Origin of the sequence: Pseudomonas eucalypticola, assembly GCF_013374995.1 — a bacterium.
Lineage (GTDB): Bacteria > Pseudomonadota > Gammaproteobacteria > Pseudomonadales > Pseudomonadaceae > Aquipseudomonas > Aquipseudomonas eucalypticola.
The window spans coordinates 3,662,792-3,686,039 of the sequence record NZ_CP056030.1 but is presented as its reverse complement, the minus strand read 5'-3'; the positions used below and the strand labels follow the sequence as shown (position 1 = coordinate 3,686,039).

The window sequence follows — 23,248 nt, the reverse complement described above, 5'->3', positions numbered from 1 at the left end:
GTTCACACCTCCTGACGCGTCGGCCGGAACAGAATCTCGTTGATGTCCATGTCGTCCGGCTGGCCGATGGCAAACGCCACGGTCCGCGCAAAGGCGTCCGCTGGCAGGGCTATCTCGTATAGCTTGCGTACCGCCTCGGCGATGTCGGGTTCGGTGATGCTGTCGGGCAACTCGGTGGCCACGGCGCCGGGGGAGATGATGGTGGTGCGGATGTTCCACGCCTTCACCTCTTGGCGCAGGCCCTCGGACAGGGCGCGCACCGCGTGCTTGGTGGCAGCATACACGGCGCTGCCGGGGCGTACCTTGTGGCCGGCCACCGACGAGACATTGATGAACTGGCCGCTTTTCTGCTGCTGCATGTGCGGCAGGGCGGCGGCGATGCCGTAGAGCACACCCTTGATGTTGACGTCGATCATGCGGTCCCAGTCTTCGACTTTCAGCCGCTCCAGCGGCGAGTGAGGCATGAGGCCGGCGTTGTTGAGCATCACGTCAATGCGCCCGTAGGCCTGCACCGCGGTATCGACCAGGTGCTTGACCTGGGCGCTGTCGGTGACGTCGGTCTGCACGGCCAGGGCCTTGGCACCGCTGGCGCTCAGTTCGTCGGCCAGGGCCTGGATGCGCGTCAGGCGCCGGGCACCGAGCACCACGTGGGCGCCCTGGCTGGCCAGCAGGCGTGCTGTGGCTTCACCCAGGCCGCTGCTGGCGCCGGTGATGACAATGACTTTGCCGTGGATGTGTTCGCTCATGGCAGGGATGCTCCTGATGGGGATGGCGCGGGGCGACGGGCGCCCGGCGAGGAAATGGGCCAGCACGGTAGGGCCTCCTGACCTGTGACCATGGCTGGTTATGATAGGGGCTGCGACGCGGGGTGATTAGCCGGTCAGTGGCGCTTGTCCTTATGAGCCGGGCTCATGAGTGTATTCGGCCGCGGGCGGTCACGGCGGTGTACCGGATGCTGCGCGGCGTTGGTGACGCGGCCAGGTCCGCTGCTACGTGCTTCAGGCGGCGCTACTGGCCGTTGATGACCTTGGCGTACTGGCGCGCGAACAGGGTCTGGGACACGCCCAGCACGATGTCGATCTGGCGCGAGCCCGTGGTCTGTACCTGCAACTGGCCGCAGTGGTTGTCCTCTTCGGTCTGCCCGGTGACGACCGACAGGAACTGGCGGTCGACCTTGTTCGCTGTCAGGCCACCGGCCATCAGCATCGTCGCCAGGGGGTCGAAGATCGGCACCGGCAGGTTGCCTTCGGCATTATCGCCGGTCTTCTTCTTGAACACGTTGCGCACCAGGTTGGCCACCGGGTCGGTGGCGGTGATGGTGTCGATGTAGCTGGGGTCGAGGATCACCTGGTTGCAGGCGTCCAGAGGGACCAGGGTCAGGGGCAGCGCGGACTTGAAGACGATATCGGCGGCCTCGGGGTCGACGAACACGTTCCACTCGGCGTGGTAGTTGCTGCTGTAGCGGCTGCCCTGGTCCCATGCCTTCATGGCGCCGTTGAGGGCAGCGACGTTGCCGTCCACGTACACGGCGCCGGCCATGGCGACGACCCGCTCTATTTTCGCCAGGTCGCTGGCCGCGGGCTTGAGGGCCAGCAGCTTGGCCAGGTTGGTGAAGCCGCCCAGCGACAGAAGGGTGACGGGCTGCGTGGTGGCCTTGAGGGTGTCGTGCAGCAATTCCCACGCGGGCTTTGTCGACAGGGGCGGCAGCCGCTCCGGGTTGAGGGTGCCCAGCAGGCCCATGATGTCGTTCATGTCATTCTTGAACGGCTGGGGGAAGACATTGTCCAGCTTCAGCGGCACGTCGGTGCCCCGCGCGACCGGCGTGTCCAGGTGCTGGCCGATGCCCAGCAGGTGCTGGGCGATGATCACGCCCCAGCCAAGGTCCGTTTCACCGCAACCGGTGACGGTCAGGCCGATGATCTGGACGGTGGGGTCTTTCATGAGGTAGGCGATGGACAGCACATCGTCCCAGCCCATGTCCGAATCGATGATGACGTTGCGCTTCATTGGAGTTCCTTTCCATAAGCCGGGCAATGCCCGCGACAGCCGCGAGCATGCAAGCGTTGCCCACGGCTGTCAATTCACCCGGGCATCGCCGCGGCCTTAGAAACTGACGCTGGCGCTCAGGCGCGCGGTGCGCGGCTCACCGACATTGACCTGCAACTGCCCTGAGCCGGTGCTCGACGGGTAGTACTCTTTGTTGAACAGGTTGTCGACGTTCAATTGCAAGCGCGTCTTGTAACCCGCGACCGGGACCTCCCAGCGCAGGAATGCATCGGCTACCGTGTAGCTGGCCAGGTAGAAGCTGTTGTCGTTGTCGCCGGCACGGTCACCGACATAGCGCGCACCGGCCCCCGCATGCCAGTCACCCCATTGCGCCGGTACCTGCAGGTGATGGGTGAGGTACAGGCTGGCGGTCTGTTTCGGTGCCTGGCTCAGGCGGTTGCCCTTGTCGGTGGGGTCGTCGAGGATTTCCGTGTGGTCGTAGGCGTAGGTGCCCACCATGTCCCAGCGCTCGGCGATCCGCCCGGTGACGTCCAGTTCCACCCCCCGCGAGCCTACCTTGCCGGCCGCTTCACTGACGCTTTCGCCGTTGACGGTGGAGGTGGTCACCACGTTCTTCTTGACGATGTCGTACACCGCCAGGTTCAGGTTCAGGCCAGGGGCGATGTCGTACTTGGCACCCACTTCATAACTGCGGCCTTGCTCGGGATCGAAGGTTTTGCCGCTGTCATCCACCGTGGTGTTGGGCACGAAGGAGCGGCTGTAGTTGCCGTACAGCGACAGGTCATCGTTGACCTTGAACACCAGCCCGGCCAGGGGCACGAAGGCGTCGCCGTTGCTGTCCAGGCTGACCGAGCGGCTGGCGCCCAGGCCCTGGGCGATGTATTGGTCGTAGTGCTGATAACGGCCGCCCAGCACCAGGATCCAGCGGTCGTCCAAGTGCCAGTTGTCCTTGATGTACAGCGAGGTGGAGTTGAGCTGGTTGCTCAGGTCGCTGGTGGTCTGGCTGACCACGCTGGGTTCGGCCAGGCTGCCATAGGTGGGCGAATAGATGTTGAAACCGGCCTGGGCGGTGTTGCGGTATGTCTTGCCGCGGTAGCGGTCGTCGGCTTCCTGGTCGGCGCCGATCAGCAGGTCGTGCTCCTGGCCGAACAGCTGCGGGGTGCCAATGAAATCCCAGCTGGCGTAGCGGGTTTCGTAGTCATAGTGGCCACCATTGGCCTGGCGGGTCAGCACGCCGCTGCTCGACAGTTTGGTGGGCTGGGCAATGGCCAGGCTGTAGCGGTCGTCGTTCCAGCCATAGGTGATGCGGGTTTTCCAATCATCACTGAGTTGGTATTCAAAGCGAGCGCTGGCGGTCTGGCTGATGCCGACGGTCTTGGCCCAGCTTTCGTCCAGGCGTTTGTCATAGGAAACGTGGGCCGGATGACCGTCGACGAACACCGTGCCGCGGTCGAACGGGTCGCTGTAGTCGTTGTACTCGTAGGCCAGGGTCAGGCTGGCGCGCTCACCCGTCCAGCTCAGGGAGGGGGCCACCAGGGTGTGCTGGTCGATGCCGTAATTGCGCCAGTAATCCTCGTGTTGCCGTTCGGCCACCAGGCGGTACGCCAGGCCGGTATCGCCGATGGGCCCGGTGGTGTCGACGCCCAGGGTGCCGCCGCCTTCACTGGCCGCTGAGCCGCTTAAGGTGGTGCTTTGCACGTACTGCGGCTGCTTGCTGACCACATTGATCAGGCCGCCTGGGTCCATGGCGCCGTACAGCAGCGACGCCGGGCCCTTGAGGGCCTCGACATGGTCGGCGGTGGCGGTGAAATTGTGCGACAGAATCGAACGTACGCCGTCGCGCAGAATGGAGCCGTCGTCATTGCTGCCAAACCCGCGCTTGACCACCGAGTCCTTGGTATTGCCCAGGGTGTTGCCCTGGCTGGCACCGCTGATGAACTTGATGGCGTCATCCAGCGAGCGCGCGTTGTAGTCGGTGAGGGTCTGGTGGGTGACCACGTTGACAGTCTGCGCTTCTTCCTTCACTGGCACGTCGCCCTTGCTGGCGGTGCTGACGGTAGGCGCGGTGTAACTGTCGTCGGTGGTCAGGGCATCGGCGCCCACTTGGGTGGCTGGCAGCACCTGCTCGGCCGCGGCCAGGTTGGGCAGGCCGGCCAAGACGCTGGCCAGGACAGTGAGCAGAAAGGGAGAAGCGAACGAATGAGCGACACGCAAAGGGAGAACTCGTTAATAGACATGAATGGTAACAATTATAGTTTGAGAATCATTCTCAAGTATATTAGCTGCCTATCTATCTACCGAACAGAGCAGACGAGGGGCGCCAGTTTTTTCGGCATGAAGGCGCGCAAGCGCCCTCAGCGACTCAGCGGTCTATATTCAGCAGCACCTCCACCGAGTCCGGCCGCCAGTATTCCTGGTCGAACTCAACCGTGCGGCCCTGATCATCGAAACACGTTCGCTGCAGGTACAAGCCGCTGGCGCCGCTGGCGATTTCCAGCAGTGCGCTTTGCCCTTCGTCGAGCAGGCATGGCTTGAGGCTGATCTGGCTCCGGGCCTGCTGGCGCCCGTACTGTTCGCGCAGCAGGTGGGTCAACGAGCCGTCCAGGCGATGCTCCAGCAGGCCCGGGCACCAGGCTTCGGCCAGGACGTTGGTTTCCAGCAACACCGCGCGGCCGTCGACCCAGCGCCGCCGCTCCAGGTGGAACACCCCATCACTGGGCGCCAGGTTCATGCGTTGGGCCAGCCACGCGCCGGCCTGGCGGCGCTCGGCCAGCAGGCATTCGGTGCGGGGTTCGCGGCCCTGGGCGCTGACGTATTCCATGAAGCCACTGACCCGCGTCGGGTCATACTGGATAGGCGCCGGCGAGACGAACCAGCCGCGACGGTGCCCGCGGTACAGCACGCCCTGGGCCTCCAGGCGCTGCAACGCCTGTCGCAGGGTGACGCGGGTGCAGCCGAATTGCTCGGCCAATTCGCGCTCGGTGGGCAAGCGGGCGCCGTCGAGCCACTGGCCGCGGGCGACGTCGCCCGCCAACTGCTCGCTGATTCGCAGGTACTGGGACTGCGCAGGCTTGATGCTCATGTCAGCGGGCCGGCTCGAGGGCGCCGCCGGCCGGCTGCTGCGCCAGGTCACGTTGCCAGGCGCGCAAGCCATAGATCGCCAGCACGATGAAACCGGCGTACAAGACCGCCGTCAGGGTCAGGTCCTTGTAGTAGTACAAGCCTGTGTACACCGCGTCGAGCACGATCCACAGCCACCAGTTGGCGATGAATTTACGCGCTGACCAGTAGCTGGCCACCAGGCTGTAGCCGGTCAGGGTGGCGTCCAGCCAGGGCGCCGCAGCGTCGGTGAAGTGGGCCATGGCGGCGCCCAGCAGCAGTGACAACACGGCGCCAGCCAGCAGGCTGATGATGGCCACGTTCAACGGCAGTGCCTCGACCCGGACCTTGCCCTGGGCCATGCGCCCGGTGCGCCAGCGCCACCAGCCGTAGCCTTGCAGGAAGACGAACAGCACTTGCAGGAGCATGTCCGAATACAGCTTCACGTCATAGAAGATCCACACGTACAACAGCACGGCCACCACACTGACCGGCCAGCACCAAGGGGTACGCCGCGCCGTGAGCCAGACGCCCAGCACATTGACCAGCACCGCGAGTATTTCCAGGTTCGACATGATGGGTTTCCTTAGAAGTTGATCGTGGCCGACAGCCGCGCGGTGCGCGGTGCGCCGAGGAACAGGTAGTCGTCGCCGGCGTATTCGCCCACGTCGCGCCAATAGCGCTTGTCGAACAGGTTGTCGACGCTCAGGCGAAACACGGTTTCATAGCCTTCGATGCGCGTGGTGTAGCGGCTGCCGGCGTTGAACACCGCGTAGTCACCCACCTGCACCGTACCTTCGCGGTTGGCGTACTTCTTGCCGCTGTACTGCACGCCGCCCAGCACGGCCAGGCCGTCGATGCCAGGCACGCTGTAATCACCGTAGAAGCTGGCGCGCAGGGCCGGCACGTTGATGGCCTGGTGGCCTTCGTAACTGTCCGTACCGCTGCCCTCTACCCGGGCCCGGGTAGCGGCAACGCTGGCGTTGAGTTGCAAGCGGTCGGTGGCACGGCCGCTGGCGGTCAATTCCAGGCCGACGTTTTTCTGCTTGCCTTGCTGCACGTAGGTGAAGGTGCCGTCGTCGTTGGGCCGGGAATACTGGTAGCCCTGGCTGATCTGGAACAGCGCCGCGCCCAGGCTCAGGCGTTGCCAGTCCTGCTTGATGCCTACTTCCAGTTGCCGGGAGATCGTCGGCGCCAGGGTTTCACCCGCGTTGCTGGCGAACCACGACGCCTCGCTGCCCAGGGACAGGCCCTTGCTGTAGCGGGCGTACAGCGACAGGTTGTCGGTGGGCTTGTAGATCACCGCCAGGTTGGGCAGAAACTCCCACATCCGAGTGTGGCGGGTGGTGTCGCCGTCGGCATCGAAGGCCTTTTCGTCCAGGCGCACTTCGCGGCCGCCCACCACCAGTTGCCAGTGTTCGTCCAGGTGCAGGCGGTCGTTGATGAACAGCCCGTACTGGCGGCTGTCCAGGTGCCGGTAGGTGTGGCCAGCGTCCCCGGGGTAGGGCGCCCATGCCTGTGGGGTAGCGTCGATATTGCCGCTGCCCACGTATTCGTTGACGGCATCGCGCTGGTCTACCGTGCGGCGGAAGGCGCTGACGCCCAGGTCCAGTTCGTTGCGCAAGCCAAAGGTGTTGAACTCGCCGCTGAGCGAGGCCTGGGCCTCGTCGTTGCGGCGGGTGTCGTCGGGGCTGCGGAAATCATAGATATCGTAGTCGCCGGTGCTGCTGAACTGGCTGGTGGTCGCGGTGCAGTCGGCGCCGTAGTAGCAGCCATACGGGAAGGCGCTGTTGTCGTCGATGATCACCCGGCTGCGGGACAGGCTCAGTTGCGCGCTCCAGTCATCGGTGAGGCGATATTGGTACCGGCCTTCCATGTTCAGCGAGGTCATGCCCACCGGGTCCGACCAGCTCTGGTACCCCAGCAGGTCGTGGGGGTCGGCGTGATGCGGGAGCTGCGTGCCGCCGAGCAACTGGTAGCCGGGCACCGAGCGTTGTTCGCGGTGCTGGTATTCCACGTCCAGTTGCAGGCTGGAACGCGGGTCGATGTTCCAGTCGAAGGCCACCGAGGCGAAGTCGCGCTGGCCGTCGGCGTGGTCGACGTAGGAGCGGATGTCTTCATGGGCCAGGTTGGTACGGATGCCGAACTGCTGCTCGCTGCCGAAAAAGGTGCCCAGGTCGGTGGCCAGGTAACGGCCACCCTGCTCGTCGGTGGACAGGGTCACCGAGCGCACGTTGGCAGGGCGCTTGGTTTCATAGTTGACCACGCCGCCCGGCTCGCTGACGCCGCTCTGCAAGCCCGCCAGGCCCTTCAGCACTTCCACCTGCTCCTTGTTCTCCAGCGCCACGTTCTGTTCGCCGGTGATGGTGCGGCCGTTGATCTTGTAGCTGCTGGCGGCATTCAGCGAGAAGCCGCGAACCACGAAATTTTCGTAGTAGCCGATGGGGGCGTAGCTGTCGCCCACCGCGGCATCGTTGCGCAGCACTTCGCTGAGCAGGCGCACCTGCTGATCTTGCAGCAATTGGGTGTTGAACACTGACACCGCCGCCGGGGTATCGAGCAAGGGGGCGTCGTCGACGCCGGTGACCGACGCGTGGGTAGCCCGGTAACCCTCGGGACTGTCACCGACGACGGTGACGGCGCCCAGGGTCACGGGCTCTTCCGCGACCGCCCAGGGGGAGGCGAGCGCAATGCTCGACACCAGCAGGCGCGCCGGGAAGGGAAGGGGGCGAAACATGGGGCAGCTCCTTGCGAACACAATGATTTTTTTCTTCTGGTGCAGGCGACCGGGCGCGGCCCGCAGGGGGCCGCGCCAGGGTCAGCGCCTGTTCCGCGAAGGGTCAGGCCGGAGCTGCTCCGGTGGTCATTGGCAAAGCGGGGGCGGCGCTCCATTGCTGCAGCGAGCCATCGTACAGGGTCACGTCGTGACGGCCCAGCAATGTCAGGGCAAAGGCGCTGGCGGCGGCGGAAATGCCGCCGCCGCAATAGAGCACGATGGGCTGTGGCAACTGCGCCACGCCCAGACGTTCGGCCAGCACCTGGGGCGGGTGGTAGCGGCCTTGGTCATCGAACAGGTGTCGCGCGGGGCGGTTGAGGCTGTTGGGGATGTGCCCGCGGCGGCTGTACCGGGTCGTGGCGCTACCGTCGAACACCGCGGGCGACAGCGCGCAGATCAGATGGCCCGGCGTTCGCCCTTCGCTGACGGCGCGCACCTGTTCCAGGCTGGCCCAGTGGCCTGGCTGAACGCACAAGGTCGGCGCGGCCGTGGCCGGGGCATGGTTCACGGGGCCGGTTTCGATCGGCTGCCCGGCGTTGCGCCAGGCCTGCAGGCCGCCGTCGAGAATGGCCGCGGGCACGCCGACGCTGCGCAGCATCCACCACAGGCGGGCGGCCCAGAAGCCGTCGGCACGGTCGTAGATGACGATGTGGCTGCGGTCGTCGACGCCCAGCCCCTGCAAGCCGAGGGCAAGCTGTGCGGTGGCCGGCATGGCGAAGCTGTAGGGGGCCTGGGGGGCGTGCAGCTGCATCAGCAGGTCGGCGTGGCGGGCACCGGGCAGGTGCTCGGCGCGCCAGCCGGGCTCGCCGCTGAAGGCTTGGTAGTCGCCATCGAACCGCGGCGCGCGCAGGTCGACGGTGGCGTCCAGCAACACCAGATGGGGCGCGTGGAGGTTGGCCGCGAGCCAGGCGACGTTTACCAGCAGGGCGGTCATGACCTGTCTCGCGTGCGCTGGTGCAGGTGCTCGATCAGGCGCTGCCCTTCCGGGCCGGCGAACCAGTCGGCATGCCGCAGCAGGTAGCCATCCCAGGCGATGTCGGCACTGGCGTGGTCGTCGAGCACGCCGGCGAAGTACTCGGTCTCGGAGATGGCGAAATCGGCGTGCACCACCGGCAGCCAGGCTGCCAATGCCTCGATATCAGCGGCCACCAGGGATTTGATACTGGCGTAGCCGGCCAATAGCGCATCCACGGTGCCCAGGTCAGCCGGGGCCGCGCCGCCCTGGTCCAGTTCCAGCCAGGGGATAGCGTTGCGCTCCAGGGCGGTGGCCAGGTCGAACAAGGCGAAGGTGCGGTCGCACAGGCCAAAGTCCAGCACGCTGCTGACCTGGTCATCGGCCCACAGCAAGTTGGAGGCGTGCCAGTCGTTATGCGTCCACAGCGGCGTTTGCCGTGCCAGGTGGGGCACCAGTGCCTGGTGCGAAGGCAACAGCACGCGCTGCAGGTCGGCGCGCCAGTCGCGGTCAGCCAGGTAGCGGTTCAGGGCAGGGCTGTTGTGCACCTGGCGGGTCAAGGTCGGCAGCGGTTGGGGCTGGACGAACGCATGGCAGCGGCTGCTCAGCACCGTGGCCTGGCGTGCCGGGGCGTGATAGCCCTCGGCGGCCCGGTGCAGTTCGGCCAGGGCGCGGCCGGCCGCGTGGGCGTGGGCATGGCTGTGAAACGGTGACCAGGACTGGGCGTCGCGATACAGGTCGGCGCCCGGGGAGCGGGCGTGGACTTCATAGGTCCAGGCGCCGACGGCAATGGCGCTGCGGCCTTCGCCGTCGAGCTGGACCTTGGGGGCGGGTACGCCGTTGGCTCGCAGGTGGCCGATGAAGCCGTGCTCTTCTTCCAGCCAGGCGGCGCTGCGCACGGCCTGGGCATGGCGTTTGACGAACCACTGGCCGGTTTCTGTGCTCACTAGCGCTGCGGCGGAAAACGGCCGCGGGCTATGCCAGTCGATGCTGTGCAGGGCACCCAGTTGCGGGTAGCGTGCCAGCAGCGGGCGCAGTTCCGTTTCGGCCAGCGGCGCCCACACGGGCGCGACGTCCTCGCCGGCCAGGCCGTGGCTGTGCAACGGGTGGGTCATGGCGCCTCTCCGGGCAAATACTGGTTGGTGGTGGCCGCGCGCCAGGCATCGGCGGAGCGCAGGATACCGTGGGCGTGCAGCCAGTGGGCGTAGGGTTCCAGCAAGGCCTGGCGCTGCTGGCCGAACCGGCCCTGGTGCAGCCAGGTCGGGGCGATGTGCTGCAATGAACGCTCGATCAGCGCGCCAGGGAAATAGGGAATGACACGCTCGTACGCGGCGCGGGCCTGCTGCGGGTGTGCAGCGACGCACTCAAAACCGCGCACCGTGGCGGCGAGAAAGGCGCGCAAGGCGTCGGTGTGGGTGGCTATCCAGTTTTCCCGCGCGCCGAGCAAATAGCTGTGGTACGCCGGCGCGCCCCACTGGCTGACGCGGTGTACCACCCGCCGGGCCGTGTCCACGGGGCTGTCCATCAGCGCTTCCCAGGCCCAGTAACCGCCAAAGCTGACGTCGGCATGACCCGCTTCCAGTTCTTCGGGGCGCAGTTCGCGGGCACCGGCGTCGACGATGATCACGGCGTCCGGGTCGCCGCCGTCCTTGCGCACCAGATCGCGAACCATGGCCAGCCCGCGCGGGGTAGGGTTCATGGCCAGGCGTTTGCCCATCAGGTCGCGGGGGCGCTGGATGTCGAATTCGCGCAGGGTCTGGAAGGCTTCCAGGCCGTCATGGTTGATCGCGGCCACGCCCTTGAGCGGCTGGCCCAGGTCACGGCGCACCAGCAGGCGATTACTGGGGAACACCGCCAGGTCCACGGCGCCGGTGAGCATATGCTCTAGGCTGTCCCCTCTCTCCGGGTCGGGCACGCACAACTCCACCTCCAGGCCCGCGTCGGCGTACCAGCCGCGCTCGCGGGCCAGGTAGAAACCCGCGGAGTTGGGCCAGGGGTGGAAGTATTCGAGCATGATGCGCAGTTGTTGCATGGGGCAGAGCCTTGTCCGTGAGAGGGTGGCTCTTTATAGGGCATTAGTTTGGTATATACCAAATAGTGAATGGGTCTATGCTTAGACTGGATTGGATCGGGGCGGCCAGGTGCCTGCCATACAGGCCCCCGGCCGCCCGCGGCCTTGATGGTCCGCCGAGCTTTTCACTTCAGACCGGATCCGGTATCACCGCCCCTGCGCCCTGACCCTGACTGATCAACATCATGCTCTGTGGCGCCGACAGCGCTACGCCCATCTCGCGCAACCGCCCCAGGATGGTGAACAGCAGGTCACTGCGCGCGCCGGACACCGAACGCGGGCTGTTGACGTAGCCGCTGGCGCTGATGATCAGGCCGTTGGCGGTCAGATCCTTGAACGACACGGACGGTGCCGGGGTGTCCAGTATCGCCTCGTGTTCGGCGAAGGCGGTGAGCAACAGCTCGCGGATCTTCAGCACGTCGGTGTCCAGCGGCAGGGTCAGGCTCACGCCGACCACGCCCAGCGCATTGCCCATGGTCACGTTGCGCACGTTCTGGGTGATGAATTGCGAGTTCGGCACGATCACCGTGGAACGGTCGGACATCTGGATCTCGGTGGCGCGTACGTTGATGCGGCGGATGTCGCCTTCCACACCGGCCAGGCTGACCCAGTCTCCGACCTTCACCGGCCGCTCGGTCAACAGGATCAGGCCGGAGATGAAGTTCTGCACGATGGCTTGCAGGCCGAAACCGATCCCCACCGACAGGGCGCTGACCACCCAGGTCAGGTTGGTGAGGCTGATGCTCAAGGTCGACATGACCACGATCGCCAGCAGCACATAGCCCAGGTACCCGACCAGGGTCACCAGCGAGGCGCGCATGCCGGCGTCCATATTGGTCTCCGGCAGCAGGCGCTCGCTGAGCCAGCCCTTGAGCACGCGAATGCCGAACAGGCCGCCGATCAGGAAACCGATCGCCAGCAGGATATCGCCAGGCACGACCTTGAGCCCGCCCAGGGGCTTGTTGCCCAGGTCCAGCAGGGTCAGGCCCTGGAGGATCTCACTGGGGCTGGAGCCCGAGGGCATGAACGCGATCAGCAGCGCGGTGAACAACAACAGGGTGCGACCCACGCCGGCCAGCAGGGTGGCTGCCTGGGCCTGGTGGCGGGGCGACAGGCTCAAGGCCGAGGCCAGGGCCCGGCCACCCGGTTCCTTGGGCGACAGCAAGGTTTCGCACAGGTCACCGAAGCAGGCGGTGAGCAGGTAGGCGGTGGTCGCCACCACGCTCATCCATAGCAGTTTAACCGTGAGGAAGTAGGCCAGGGTCAGGTAGCCGCTGATCAGCGACAGCAGAATCACCAGAATCCACATGCCCAGCACGAAGGGCACCAGGGCGGCGACGCCCGTCAGGCGTTCCAGCTCGAACTGATGGCGGGTGCGGTGGTAGCGCACCAGTGCCCACAGGGAGATGACGCAAACGGCCAGCGCCGTCAGGCCGTTCACCGCCACGGTCAGCGCCAGGCTGCTGGCAATGACGCTGTTGATGCGTTCCTGAGTGCCGATGATCATCAGCGCCAAGGCCAATATCTTCGGGAAGGGGCCCAGGGCGGTGGCGATCTCGTCGGGAATTTCCGCCAGGCGCCAGGAAGGGCGGCGCAGCATCAGCAACGCGCGGCCCAGGCCGACGATAAAGGCGCAGAAGATCACCAGCGTGGTGAGCTGGTCGATCAGGTTGAGCACATTGGCGCTCAGCTCGGTGTTGTAGGTTACCCCCCAGCGCAGCACCGTGGTGGCGCCACTGATAGTCAGCAAGGTCGCCAGCCCCACGGCCAGGGCCAGGGCGCTGCGACGCAGGCGGCCCTCGGGCAGGAAACGGATCATGGACCAGGCCAGCAGGCGTTCCAGCAAGCGTCGACCGCCCACCCAGATCACCACCGCCAGCACCAGCGCGCCAATGAAGTAACCCCGTGCGCCGGGGGCCAGTACCGCTTCACTGGCGTTTTCCACGTCTTGGCCCAGGCTGGTCAGGCGGCGCAGGTCGTCGTCGGTGGGGCGGATCAGGCTCGACCAGAAACTGGGGCTGAGCGGGCTGGTGGAGCGGGCGCTGATCTGGGAGTTGAACTGGCTGCGGCGCAGGTTGACGATCTGCGTGGCCAGGTCGCGCGCCGACTGGCTCAGGGTCGTGAGCTGGCGCTCGTCCGCGGCCAGGGCGTTGCTCTGGCTGGTCAGGGTCTGGCGTTGCGCGCTCAGGCTGGCGGCCTCGTCCGGCTGTGGCGGGCCGATGACCTTCAACTGGTCATTCAGGTGCTCGATGCTGACGCCGCGCGCGGTGGCCAGGTCGTCGGCTTGCTTCTGCACCTGCAGCGCCGCCTGGCGCAGGGTGGACAGCACATCATCGTTGGCGCTGCCGGTGACGCGCTGGCGGATCAGGTCGAGCTGGTCGTTCAACTCATCCAGGCTGGCGCCGTCGGCGAGCACGGGCAGGCTGCCGGGCGCAGAGGCCTGGGGCGCGGTGGGCTGTGCGAAGGCTGGCACGGTGAAGCACAGCAGTAGCAGGGTCAAAAACCCTGAATACCAGCGGTTACGCATGGCGGGCTGCATGCGGGGTCCTCATTTTGCGGGAATCGAAGGCGCGTATTATGCCTTGTGGCGGCGGGGTGGGGGGGATGAAGGGCTGGACGGGGATGCGCCTCGACCGCGGGGCTCATGCCCCCCACCCTATCCGCCCGGATAATTGCCACCCACCCCCCCACCCTCTATCCTTCTCCTGACCTCTCAACCCCCAAGGGATACCGCCGCATGCACGGCCTGATGGCAACCCCATGATCCGTATCGCAAACGTCACCATTTCGCTGGCGCGGCGGGAGATTCACGACAATGGCACGCCGGTCAAGGTGGGCAGCCGTGCGTTCGATATCCTTGAAAGGCTGCTGCAGGCCCGAGGCGAACTGGTCAGCAAGGACCAGTTGCTGGCCCACGTGTGGCCGGCTGCCGTGGTCGAGGAAAACAACCTGCAGGTGCATATTTCCGCGCTGCGCAAGGCCCTGGGCAGCGCCTCGGCATGCATTCGTACCGTGCCCGGGCGCGGTTACCGGTTGGTCATGGACGGCCAGGAACCCGACGAGGCGGCGCCCGCCGAAAGAGGCGGGCGTGACAGCCTGCTGCTGGCCCTGCTCGAACGGCTGGGCTTCAATGACCTGCTGGCCGACGCCACGCCCGCGGCCAGCAGCCTGCCCACCACCGTGCAGAGCGCACCGGGCAACCTGGCGCCGATCGTGTATGTGGTGGACGACGAAGCATCCGTGCGCGATGCCTTGGCGCGGTTGTTGCGCTCAGCGGACATCGCGGTGCAGACGTTCGCCAGCGCCGACGCCTTCCTCGCCGAGCCCTTTGCCCAACGGCTGGCGTGCCTGGTGCTGGACGTCAACCTGCAGGCCGGCACCGGTTTCGACCTGCAGAACGAACTGAAGCGCCGCGGCTGCGAGGTACCGATCATCTTCATGACCGGCTACGGCACCATTCCCATGTCGGTCAAGGCAATCAAGGCCGGTGCCCAGGAGTTCCTCACCAAGCCCTTCGACGAAGGCGAGTTGCTGGCGGCCATCGACAAGGCCCTGGCCTGGGCCCGCCAGCGCTATGCCGCGCAGGCCCAGGCCCGGGAAGTGCGCAGCCGCTACCAGAGCCTGACGCCCCGGGAACGCCAGGTACTGGCGCTGCTGCTGGAGGGCAAGGTCAACAAGCAGGTGGCCCAGGCGCTGGGCACGCAAGAGGTCACGGCCAAGGTGCACAAGAAGCATGTGATGGCCAAGATGAAGGCCGCCACCTTGATCGACCTGGTGCGCCAGTGCGAGCAGATCGGCGTGGGCCCGGAGGCGGTCAGTGCCCGGCCCGACTGAGCCGCTGCGCCCGGGCGCGTGCCGGTGAGCGGGCGCCAGCCGCTGCCCGGTGAACTGGCGGCCTACCGGCAGCAACTCGGGGCATTCGACGAACAGTGGTTAAGGCACCTCACCTGGCGCCTGTTGTTGGTGGACGGTGAAGTGGCGCGCTACCGCGTGCGCTCGCCGATTTCCGCCCGCGACTGGTTGATCGCCCGCCCGGCGGCCCTGCCTTCCCAGGGCGGTTTTCGCCGCCTGCACCAGGAATATGACCTGCGCCAGCAGCTGGACCCGGCCTGGGCGGTGATGCCGGTGGCGCTGATCAGTGCGGTCGACGGGCCGCTGCTGGTACTGGACGAAAACCAGGGGCATGGCCTGCATGAAGTGGTGGGCCCAGGGCTGTCGATCACCCGGTTCCTGCGCCTGGCCCTGGGGGCGGCCAGCGCCGTGGGGCAGTTGCACCGGGCAGGCTTGCTGCACCGTGACATCAAACCGTGCAACCTGGTGGAAAGCGCTGACGGCACCGTGCGCCTCCTGGCATTTTCCCTGGCGTGCCGGCGTGATGCCGCGCAGCCGGCGCCCCGGGCGATTTGCGGCAGTTTTGCTTATATGTCGCCCGAGCAGGGCGGGCGAGTGGGCACCGACGTGGATGAGCGCAGTGACCTGTACGCCCTGGGCGTGAGCTTCTACGAAATGCTCAGCGGCCGGGTACCCTTCGAGGGCAACGACCCGGTGGAGTGGCTGCACCAGCACCTGGCCTTGCAGCCGCCGGCCCTGCGCGAGTTGCGCCCCTCGGTCCCGGCGCCGTTGGCGGCGGTGGTGCTCAAGCTATTGGCCAAGCAGCCGGTCGAACGTTATGCCAGCGCCGACGAGCTGTGCGCCGACCTGCGCCTGTGCCTGGTGCAATGGGGCGAGTTTCAGGCCATCCAGCCCTTTGAGCCGGGCGCCCGGGCCGCCTTGGGCGCCCCCCGTTGGCAGCGGTTGCCCGGCCGTGAGCGCGAGTCCGCGGTCCTGCACGACCGGGTGCTGCGTTGCGCGGTGACGGGCGAAGCGGAAATTCTCTGGCTCGGCGGTGCCCTGGGCAGTGGCAAGACCGCCCTGGTGCGCCAACTGCACCAGGACCTGGTCAACGGCAGCATTGTGTTTGCCGTGGCACGTGTGGACCACCCAGGCCAGATCACGCCGTTCGGGGCCCTGAGTACGGCGCTGCGGGCGCTGGTGATGCGCGTGCTGGGCGAGCATCCGGAAGGGCTTGCGCTGTGGCGCAACCGGTTATTGACGGCATTGGGGCCCGATGCGGGGCTGGTGCTGGCGCTGGTGCCGGAGTTGAGCCTGGTGACCGGCCCCCTGCCGCCCGTTCCGGAACCGGCGCGCCCGGATGCGGGTTTGCGCCTGCAAGGGGTGCTGCGGGGCTTGATCGCCGCGTTCGGTACACCGGGTACGCCGTTGCTGCTGTTTTTCGATGACGTGCAGTGGCTGGACCCGGACACCTTCACCTTGTTGCACAGCCTGGTTCACGCCCCGCTGCCTCACGTGGTGCTGGTACTGGCCGGGCGTGAGCCGGTACCGGGCGACACCGCGCTGGCCCAGGCCGCCCGGGCCCAGGGCCGCCACTGCACGCAACTGAACCTGGCCCCGCTGGACCGCACCGCCGTGCTGGCCATGGTCAACGGCCTGCTGGGCAGCGAAGGTGACGCCCTGCTGCCCCTGGCGGTGATCGTGCAGGACAAGAGCGGCGGTAATCCGCTGTTCATCCAGCAACTGGTCCGTACCCTGCTGGAAGAAAAACGCCTGGTGCCCCAGCCCGGGGCGCTGGGCTGGGCCTGGGACCAGCAGGCGCTGCTGGGCTCGCCGCTGGCGGACAACGTCGTCGACCTGCTGGTGGCGCGCCTGGGGCGCCTGCCCCGGCGCACTCGCTGGTTGCTGGGCCTGCTGGCCTTGCTGGGCAACCGCGCGGGCCACGATGAGCTGGCGCGCCTGAGCCGCATTGGCCTGCTGCGGGTGAGCCAGGGACTGCAACCGGCGGTGCAGGGCGGTTTACTGCTGGCCGAGGGCGATGGCTGGTGTTTCAGCCATGAGCGGGTGCGGGAAACGGCTTACCACGCCATTGCCGAAGGCTACCGGCCGGTGCTGCATACGCGCCTGGCGCGCCTGCTGATTCAGGGCATGAACGATGCCAGCCCGCGCACCGAGTTGTTTCGCATCGCCTTGCATATCCAGCAGAGTGCCCATGAGCGGCTGCGTGAACAGGACGTGAGCGCCTTCATCGAGGCACTGCTGGAAGCGGCACGCCGCGCGCGCGAGGCCGCCACCTTGCCTTTCGCCCTGCAATACCTGCGCCTGGCCCGGGAACTGGCCGGGCGCCAGTCCTGGACCCAGGCGCCGGCTCAGGCTTATGCGGTGGACCTGCTCTATGCGCAGTGCCTGATGCACAGCGCCGACTACAGCGCGGCCCACGCCTGCATCGAGCGCATGCTGCAGCGTGTCCAGTCCCTGACCCAGGTCTCGGCCCTGCATGTGCTCAAGGTGGAAGCCTTGACCCTGGCCGATGGCTACGTCGCGGCGCTCCAGGCGGGCCGCGCAGGGTTGGCGATGTTCGGCCTGACCTTCGCCCCGCAGGCCGCCAGCACCTGCCCGGCAGTTGAGCAACCTGCGCTGAGCGCCTTGTTGCACATGCGCCGATTGGACAATTCGTTCATCGCCGCCGCCCTGGATCTGATGGCGGCGATGATCATCCCGGCGATCCTGGTGGACCGGCCATTGGCAACGCAATTGCTTGAGCGCATGCTCGACATGACCTGGCGCCACGGCGTCAGCCCCGCCGCGGTCCACGGCCTGGCCTGGTATGGCGTGCTGCTGGCCGACAACCCGCAATCCTGTGAGCAGGGGCTGCGCTACGGCGACCTGGCGGTGCGCCTGGAACCGGTGGTGGGCGAGCCGCACACCCAGGCATCGACGCAATTGGCCCTGGGCCGCATCAGCGTGTGGACCCGTTCGCTGGGGTTTTCCCTGGAATGCGGCGAGCAGGCTTTTCTGGCCGGGCGGCGGGAAGGCCGGGTGGCACTCAGTTGCTACGCGTGCCACCACCTGGTCTGCACGCTGCTGGTCATGGGCGCGAGCCTGGAGCAGGTCGAACAGCGGCTTGACAGCGCACTGGCCCTGGCTGCTTCTTCGCAGTTCGCCGACAGCCAACTGTTGCTGCAGATCCAGCAGACTTACGTACAAGCCCTGCGTGACCCGCTGCTGGCACCCTCGAACGATCCCCTGCACAGCTGGCAGACGGCGGTGGAGGGCAGCGCGATGCTGCCGGTGGCGTTCTTCTTCTGGCTGTACCGCGGCAAGCTGGCGTTCAGCCAGGGCCGCCACGAAGATGCCCGGCACGCGTTGGGGCGCGCCGAGCAGCTCAAGGCATGCATGGCCGCCCACGTGCACCTGATGGACCTGGCGTTCTACTCGGCGCTTAACCATGCCGCCCTTGGCGAGGTGGCCCGGGTGCAGCCCTACCTGTTGCGCCTGCGCCAGTGGGCTGCGCTCAATCCGGCCTCGTTCCAGCACCGTCAATGGCTGGTAGAGGCCGAGGTGGCGCGCCTGGGCGGCGAGTGGCTCAAAGCCTTGCGGCTGCTGGAACAGGCCATCGAACAGGCGGCGACGGTCGGCTGTGCCCCGGTGCAGGCCCTGGCCCATGAGTGCGCCGCCCACTGCCACCAGGCATTGGGGCTGAGCAGCGCCGCGCGCAGCCACCGGTTCAGCGCCCGGGAGGCCTGGCAGCGGTGGGGCGCGCACAGCAACGTGGCGGCGCTGGAGGCCAGCCACCTGTACCTCAATGGCAAACCCCTGGACGCCCGCGCTTCCATCGACATGCTGCACGGCCAACAGTACCTGGACCTGGTGTCCGTGACCAAGGCGTCCCAGGCGCTATCCCGCGAGATTGTCTTTGAGCGGCTGGTGGAAACCCTGATGGCCAATACCCTGGTGCACGCCGGTGCCCGCAGCGGGGCGCTGCTGCTGGTGGAGGCCGGCACGCTGATGAGCGTGGCCAGCGCCGAAACCGTGGAAGCCGGCGCACGGGTCACGGTGTACAGCCCCGCGCAGCGCCCCCAGGCCGTGCCGCTGTCGATGCTGTACACGGTGATGCGCACGGGGTGTCCGGTGGCCCTGGGCCAGGCCGAGGGCGACAGCGGTTTCGCCGACGATCCGCACTTCAACGGCCAGGTGCCAGGTTCGGTGTTGTGCCTGCCGCTGCTCAAGCAAGGCGAGGTGCTGGGCCTGCTGTACCTGGAGAACCCGCTGGCACGCGGGGTGTTCACCCAGGAACGGGTGGTGATGATCGAAGTACTGGCGGCGCAGGCCGCCATCTCCCTGGAGACCGCGCGGCTCTACGCCCAGGTGCTGGAAGAGAACGCCCGACGGCGTGAAACCGAGGCCCAGCTGCGCACCAGCGAAGGGCTGTTGGCCATCGGCCAGAGGATCATCCGCTCGGGTTCGTTTCGATGGGACGTCACCACCGACCTGGCGTACTGGACTGACGAGCTCTACGCGGTGTGGGGCTTGCCAGTGCGCGCCACGGCGCCCACGGCCGCGCAATTGCTGCGCCGGGTGCACCCCGAGGACGCCCCGGGCTTCACGGCGCAATTGCAGCGGGCGCGGCAGACCCGGCTGGCGTTTCGCATGGCGTTCCGCATCCTGGTGGACGACCGGGTACGCTACCTGGAAGCCCACGGCGAGCCCGCCGAAGACGGTGTGTTCATGGGCGTGACGTCGGACGTGAGCGAGCGGCGCGCCACCGAGGCGGCGCTGCGCAGTGCACGCGCCGAGCTGGCGCGGGTACGCCATAGCACGGTGATGGGCGAGCTGGCGGCGTCCATTGCCCATGAGATCAACCAGCCGTTGGCCTCCATCGTCACCAACGCCAGCGCCAGTGTGCGGTGGTTGCAGCGCCAGCAGCCGCAGGTCGACGAAGCGTTGGCCGGGTTGCGCGACATCGCTCGCGATGGCAAGCGCGCCGCCGCCATCATTCGCGCCTTGCAAGCCCTGGCCCGGCAGCAACCGGCCGAGCGCCGCTGGCAGGCCATGGACGCGCTGGTCAGCGAAGTGCTGCGCCTGTGTGCGGTAGAGCTCGACCAGCAGCACGTGGGCGTGCGTGCCAACCTGCAGGCGGGCAGGGTGCAGGTGCAGGTCGATGCGGTGCAGTTGCAGCAGGTACTGTACAACCTGGTCATCAACGCACTGGACGCCATGGCCGTTCTGCCCGCCGCCGAGCGTTGGCTGCGGGTGACGTCCAGCGTGGAGGGCGGCGACCAGGTGGTGGTCACGGTCGAGGACGGCGGCCCTGGCATCAAGGCCGAGCATGAGGACAGTATCTTCAGTGCCTTTTTCACCACCAAACCCACCGGGATGGGCATGGGCCTGGCGATCTGTCGGTCAATCCTGGACGCCCAGGAGGGCACCCTGAACCAGTGTCGCGGGCGGGCGGGGCAGACGGTGTTCGTGTTCACGCTGCCGTGCCGACAGCCGTAACGGCCCGTCGTACACGCCAGCGCGCGTCTCACCGAGCCCCAGGTCAGCTGCGGGCGAAGGCCAGCAGGTCCTGGTTCAACTGGTCCTTGTGGGTGAAGTACACCGCGTGCGGAGCGCCTGGGTAGACCTTCAACGTCGCCCCTCGCACCTGTTCGGCTGCGGCCTTGCCGGTCACCTCGAAGCTGACGACCGCGTCGCCGTCACCATGAATGACCAGGGTGGGGATGTCGATGCTGCGCAGGTCCGCACGGAAGTCGGTTTCCGAGAACGCTTTCACGCAATCCAGGGTGCCCTTGAAACCCGCTTGCAGGGCCAGGAACTGGGTCCACTCCAGCATCGGCTTGCCGACGTTGCTGCCGGGTTTGTCGCTACCGGTGAACACCGGGCCGAAGGCGTCGAGGAAGCCGGCGCGGTCATCGAGCAGGCCAGCGCGGATGCCGTCGAAAATCGACGGGTCCATGCCTTCGGGGTGATCGTCACGGCGAATCATCAGCGGCGTCACGGCGCTGACCAGCACGGCCTTGGCGATGCGCTGGCTGCCGTGGCGGCCCAGGTAGCGAGCGACTTCGCCGCCGCCCATCGAGAAACCCACCAGCACGGCATTGCTGACGTCCAGGTGGCTGAGCAACTGCTCCAGGTCGTCGGCAAAGGTGTCGTAGTCGTAGCCCGTCCACGGTTGGCTGGAACGGCCAAAGCCGCGACGGTCATGGGCGATCACCCGGAAGCCGTTGGCGGCCAGGAAGTTCATCTGGTAGTCCCACATGTCGGCGTTCAGGGGCCAGCCGTGGCTGAGCACCACCGGTTGCCCGCTGCCCCAGTCTTTGTAATAGATTTCGGTGCCGTCTCGGGTGGTGAGGTAGGCCATGGTCGACTCCTGTAGCGTTGAGGGGAAGCCACCACGCTAACCCTGGCCGGCGGATAAAGCCTTGGCGCGGCCTTAAACGTTCTGAAGCGCGGGCCTTCAGAACGTTTAAGGGGCTGGCAAGGACACTTGAGGGCCTGGCGGCGGACACTGCTGGGGAAGTTCAGACCGTACAAGGAGCGACCCCATGAATGCCTGTACCCAAGCCGCCACCGGCCCCCTGGACCCGGTGACCCTGGATTTGCTGCTGACCCTGGCCGCCACGCTGGCCGAGACCGACGGCGCTCAGCCGCGGGCGTTGTACCAGCAGTCCAGCGCGCTGTGCACGCACCTGCTGGTGCATTACGCCGAGGCGGCGGCCGAGCCGGCGCCGGCGCGCATTGCCCTGTCACCCTGGCAAGAGCGGCGGGCCAAGCACATGATGCTGGAACAGCTGAGCGGCGACCTGTCGATCGCCGACGTGGCGCGGGCCTGTTCGCTGTCGCGCAGCCATTTTTCCCGGGCCTTCAAGAAGGCCACCGGCCAGGCGCCCCGGGATTGGCTATTGCAGGCGCGCATCGAGCGGGCCAAGACCTTGCTCGCCGACCGCGCGTTGTCCATCGCCCGCGTGGGGCTGGACTGCGGCTTTGCCGACCAGTCGCATTTCACCCGGGTGTTCACCCGTTGCCTGGGCACCACGCCGTTCGCCTGGCGCCGGGGTATTAACCCCCAGGGTAATACCCCGGCGCCAGGTGCGACGCTTACCAACTGAACTTCATTTCCACCCCCAGATAATCACTGTCGTGCCCGCCGGCGTCGCGCAGGGTCTGCCCGACGTCGTAGTGCACGGCTTCCACAGCACCACTGAGGTTGGCGGTGAAGGCATAGTCAGTGCGCACCTGGGCGTAGGCCCCGGTCCAGCGCTGGCCAGTGCCAGCGGTATTGGCCACGGCACTGTTGGGTTGGGTATACACCGCGTCCTCGGTGGTCTGGCGCCACAACAGGCCGATGGCCGTCTGCACGCTCAACCCCGCCATCGGTTTGACCGTGATCGATGGCTTGACGTGGATCAGGTTGCTGTAGCCGGTGTAACCGGCCAGGGTGAAGTAGTAACCGTTAGGGAATAGCGGGTTGAAGGTGCCCACGCGGCCATCGCCGGCACGGCGGTCGCCGGAGGCGGCGTCCACTTGCAGGCCCACGCGCGGAGTCCAGGCGGTGGCGGCGAAGGTGTAGCCCACGCGGCTGCCGGCGGCCCAGGCGCGAATGTCCTTGCCGCCGACCGAACCGCCCTGGAGCATGCCCTCCAGATCCCAGTCGACCTGGGCGGCGGAGCCTGCGTAGCGAGCATCGAGGATATCGCGGTCTTCGCCACCGGCCGCGTCCAGGTACTGGGCCTGGTCGCGTTGGTACAGGGCGAAATAGGCTGACAGTTCCTGCTGGTCGCCGACCTGGCGCTCCACCCGCAGCATGTCGAAGCGCACGGCGTTGCTGGAGGTGTCATCGAATTCGTGGTCGTCGCGGTATTGCACCGGGTGGCTGGCGATGCCGATGAAGCGCCATCGCGCGGTCTCCCAGTCGGCCCACAGGGCATCGAACGACTGGCGCACGTTGGGCCCGTCGCGCGAAGAGACGAAACGCTGCAAGTCGAAGGCGAAGTCCTGGCGTCCGGCCCGGGTCTTGAGGGTGCCGCTGTCGAACGCATTGATGTACTCCAGGAACGCCAGGCGCAGGTCCACGCGGTTCTGGTCGGCGCCACCGACGGTGGCCTTGTCGTAGGCGCGCACGTCTTCGAGCTGGGTAAACAGCCGCCAGTGCTCGTTGACGTGCAGGTCGGCATGCACCTGCAGGCGCTGCAGCAAGTAGTTGTCCCGGGCCACGCCCCGGGTGCCGAAGCCACTGGCGTTATTCATCTCCAGGCGTTCGCGCAGGGTGGCGCCCAGGGACAACCAGGCGCCATCGGCGCCTAGCGGGATGTACTTGAGGTCGTCCAGCGGTTCGGTGCGCAGGGCGGGGGAGGCCAGCCCCGACCAATCTTCCTGCCAGCGGTTGGCCTTGATCGGCGGGCGGCTGTCGTCGCCCTCGGCGTGGGCGGGCGCGCCGAGCAGGGGCCACAGCAACCCCAGTGACAGGCCCGCCAGGCGCGCCGGGGGCCAGCGGGTTGCGCCTGGCATG

15 protein-coding genes are annotated in these 23,248 nt (G+C 67.0%); 3 read left to right on the top strand and 12 right to left on the bottom strand.

The window, feature by feature from the left end; all coding sequences use genetic code 11:
• Positions 1–2: 2 nt before the first annotated feature.
• The 10 genes from HWQ56_RS16330 to HWQ56_RS16285 all read right to left on the bottom strand — a co-directional run bounded on the left by HWQ56_RS16330 (position 3) and on the right by HWQ56_RS16285 (position 13,444).
• Entirely contained in the window at positions 3–746 is a 744-nt protein-coding gene (locus HWQ56_RS16330; protein ID WP_176571164.1) for an SDR family oxidoreductase, read from the bottom strand.
• A gap of 262 nt (positions 747–1,008) precedes the next feature.
• On the bottom strand, positions 1,009–2,007 hold the full coding sequence (locus HWQ56_RS16325) for a nucleoside hydrolase (protein WP_176571163.1): 999 nt from the start codon (positions 2,005–2,007) through the stop codon (positions 1,009–1,011).
• 96 nt (positions 2,008–2,103) lie between these two features.
• Positions 2,104–4,188, bottom strand: a complete 2,085-nt coding sequence (locus HWQ56_RS16320; RefSeq protein WP_425331970.1) for a TonB-dependent siderophore receptor — start codon at positions 4,186–4,188, stop codon at positions 2,104–2,106.
• A 181-nt stretch (positions 4,189–4,369) separates the two neighbouring features.
• Entirely contained in the window at positions 4,370–5,089 is a 720-nt protein-coding gene (locus tag HWQ56_RS16315; RefSeq protein ID WP_176571161.1) for a GntR family transcriptional regulator, read from the bottom strand.
• Between the two features lies 1 nt (position 5,090).
• On the bottom strand, positions 5,091–5,681 hold the full coding sequence (pnuC, locus tag HWQ56_RS16310; RefSeq protein WP_158158230.1) for a nicotinamide riboside transporter PnuC: 591 nt from the start codon (positions 5,679–5,681) through the stop codon (positions 5,091–5,093).
• A gap of 11 nt (positions 5,682–5,692) precedes the next feature.
• Entirely contained in the window at positions 5,693–7,843 is a 2,151-nt protein-coding gene (locus HWQ56_RS16305; RefSeq protein ID WP_176571160.1) for a TonB-dependent siderophore receptor, read from the bottom strand.
• Between the two features lie 103 nt (positions 7,844–7,946).
• Complete coding sequence (locus HWQ56_RS16300; RefSeq protein ID WP_176571159.1) at positions 7,947–8,816, bottom strand: sulfurtransferase; 870 nt, start codon at positions 8,814–8,816, stop codon at positions 7,947–7,949.
• The gene (locus HWQ56_RS16295; protein WP_176571158.1) at positions 8,813–9,949 is read right to left on the bottom strand and encodes a phosphotransferase enzyme family protein; all 1,137 of its coding nucleotides are present in this window, start codon (positions 9,947–9,949) and stop codon (positions 8,813–8,815) included. Before HWQ56_RS16295 ends, HWQ56_RS16300 begins: the two co-directional genes overlap by 4 nt.
• Entirely contained in the window at positions 9,946–10,866 is a 921-nt protein-coding gene (locus tag HWQ56_RS16290; protein WP_176571157.1) for an ABC transporter substrate-binding protein, read from the bottom strand. Before HWQ56_RS16290 ends, HWQ56_RS16295 begins: the two co-directional genes overlap by 4 nt.
• A gap of 169 nt (positions 10,867–11,035) precedes the next feature.
• Entirely contained in the window at positions 11,036–13,444 is a 2,409-nt protein-coding gene (locus HWQ56_RS16285; protein ID WP_176571156.1) for a DUF3772 domain-containing protein, read from the bottom strand.
• 221 nt (positions 13,445–13,665) lie between these two features.
• Here HWQ56_RS16285 and HWQ56_RS16280 point away from each other — a divergent pair, with 221 nt between their 5' ends.
• Together HWQ56_RS16280 and HWQ56_RS16275 are read left to right on the top strand one after the other, a co-directional pair.
• Positions 13,666–14,739 carry a response regulator gene (locus HWQ56_RS16280; protein WP_176571155.1) on the top strand — a complete coding sequence of 358 codons (1,074 nt, stop codon included), beginning with the start codon at positions 13,666–13,668 and terminating at the stop codon, positions 14,737–14,739.
• A 24-nt stretch (positions 14,740–14,763) separates the two neighbouring features.
• The gene (locus tag HWQ56_RS16275; protein ID WP_176571154.1) at positions 14,764–20,235 is read left to right on the top strand and encodes a trifunctional serine/threonine-protein kinase/ATP-binding protein/sensor histidine kinase; all 5,472 of its coding nucleotides are present in this window, start codon (positions 14,764–14,766) and stop codon (positions 20,233–20,235) included.
• Positions 20,236–20,278: 43 nt separating this feature from the next.
• Here the strand turns inward: HWQ56_RS16275 and HWQ56_RS16270 are convergent, their stop codons facing one another.
• Positions 20,279–21,100: an alpha/beta fold hydrolase gene (locus HWQ56_RS16270; RefSeq protein ID WP_158156794.1), complete on the bottom strand. Its 822-nt coding sequence runs from the start codon at positions 21,098–21,100 to the stop codon at positions 20,279–20,281.
• Between the two features lie 184 nt (positions 21,101–21,284).
• Between HWQ56_RS16270 and HWQ56_RS16265 the strand changes: the two genes are divergently transcribed.
• Positions 21,285–21,848, top strand: coding sequence for a helix-turn-helix domain-containing protein (locus HWQ56_RS16265; protein WP_176571153.1), 564 nt, complete (start codon positions 21,285–21,287; stop codon positions 21,846–21,848).
• Here the strand turns inward: HWQ56_RS16265 and HWQ56_RS16260 are convergent.
• Positions 21,838–23,247, bottom strand: a complete 1,410-nt coding sequence (locus tag HWQ56_RS16260) for an alginate export family protein (protein WP_158156790.1) — start codon at positions 23,245–23,247, stop codon at positions 21,838–21,840. The two genes, HWQ56_RS16265 and HWQ56_RS16260, sit on opposite strands and share 11 nt — an antisense overlap.
• Between the last annotated feature and the right edge of the window lies 1 nt (position 23,248).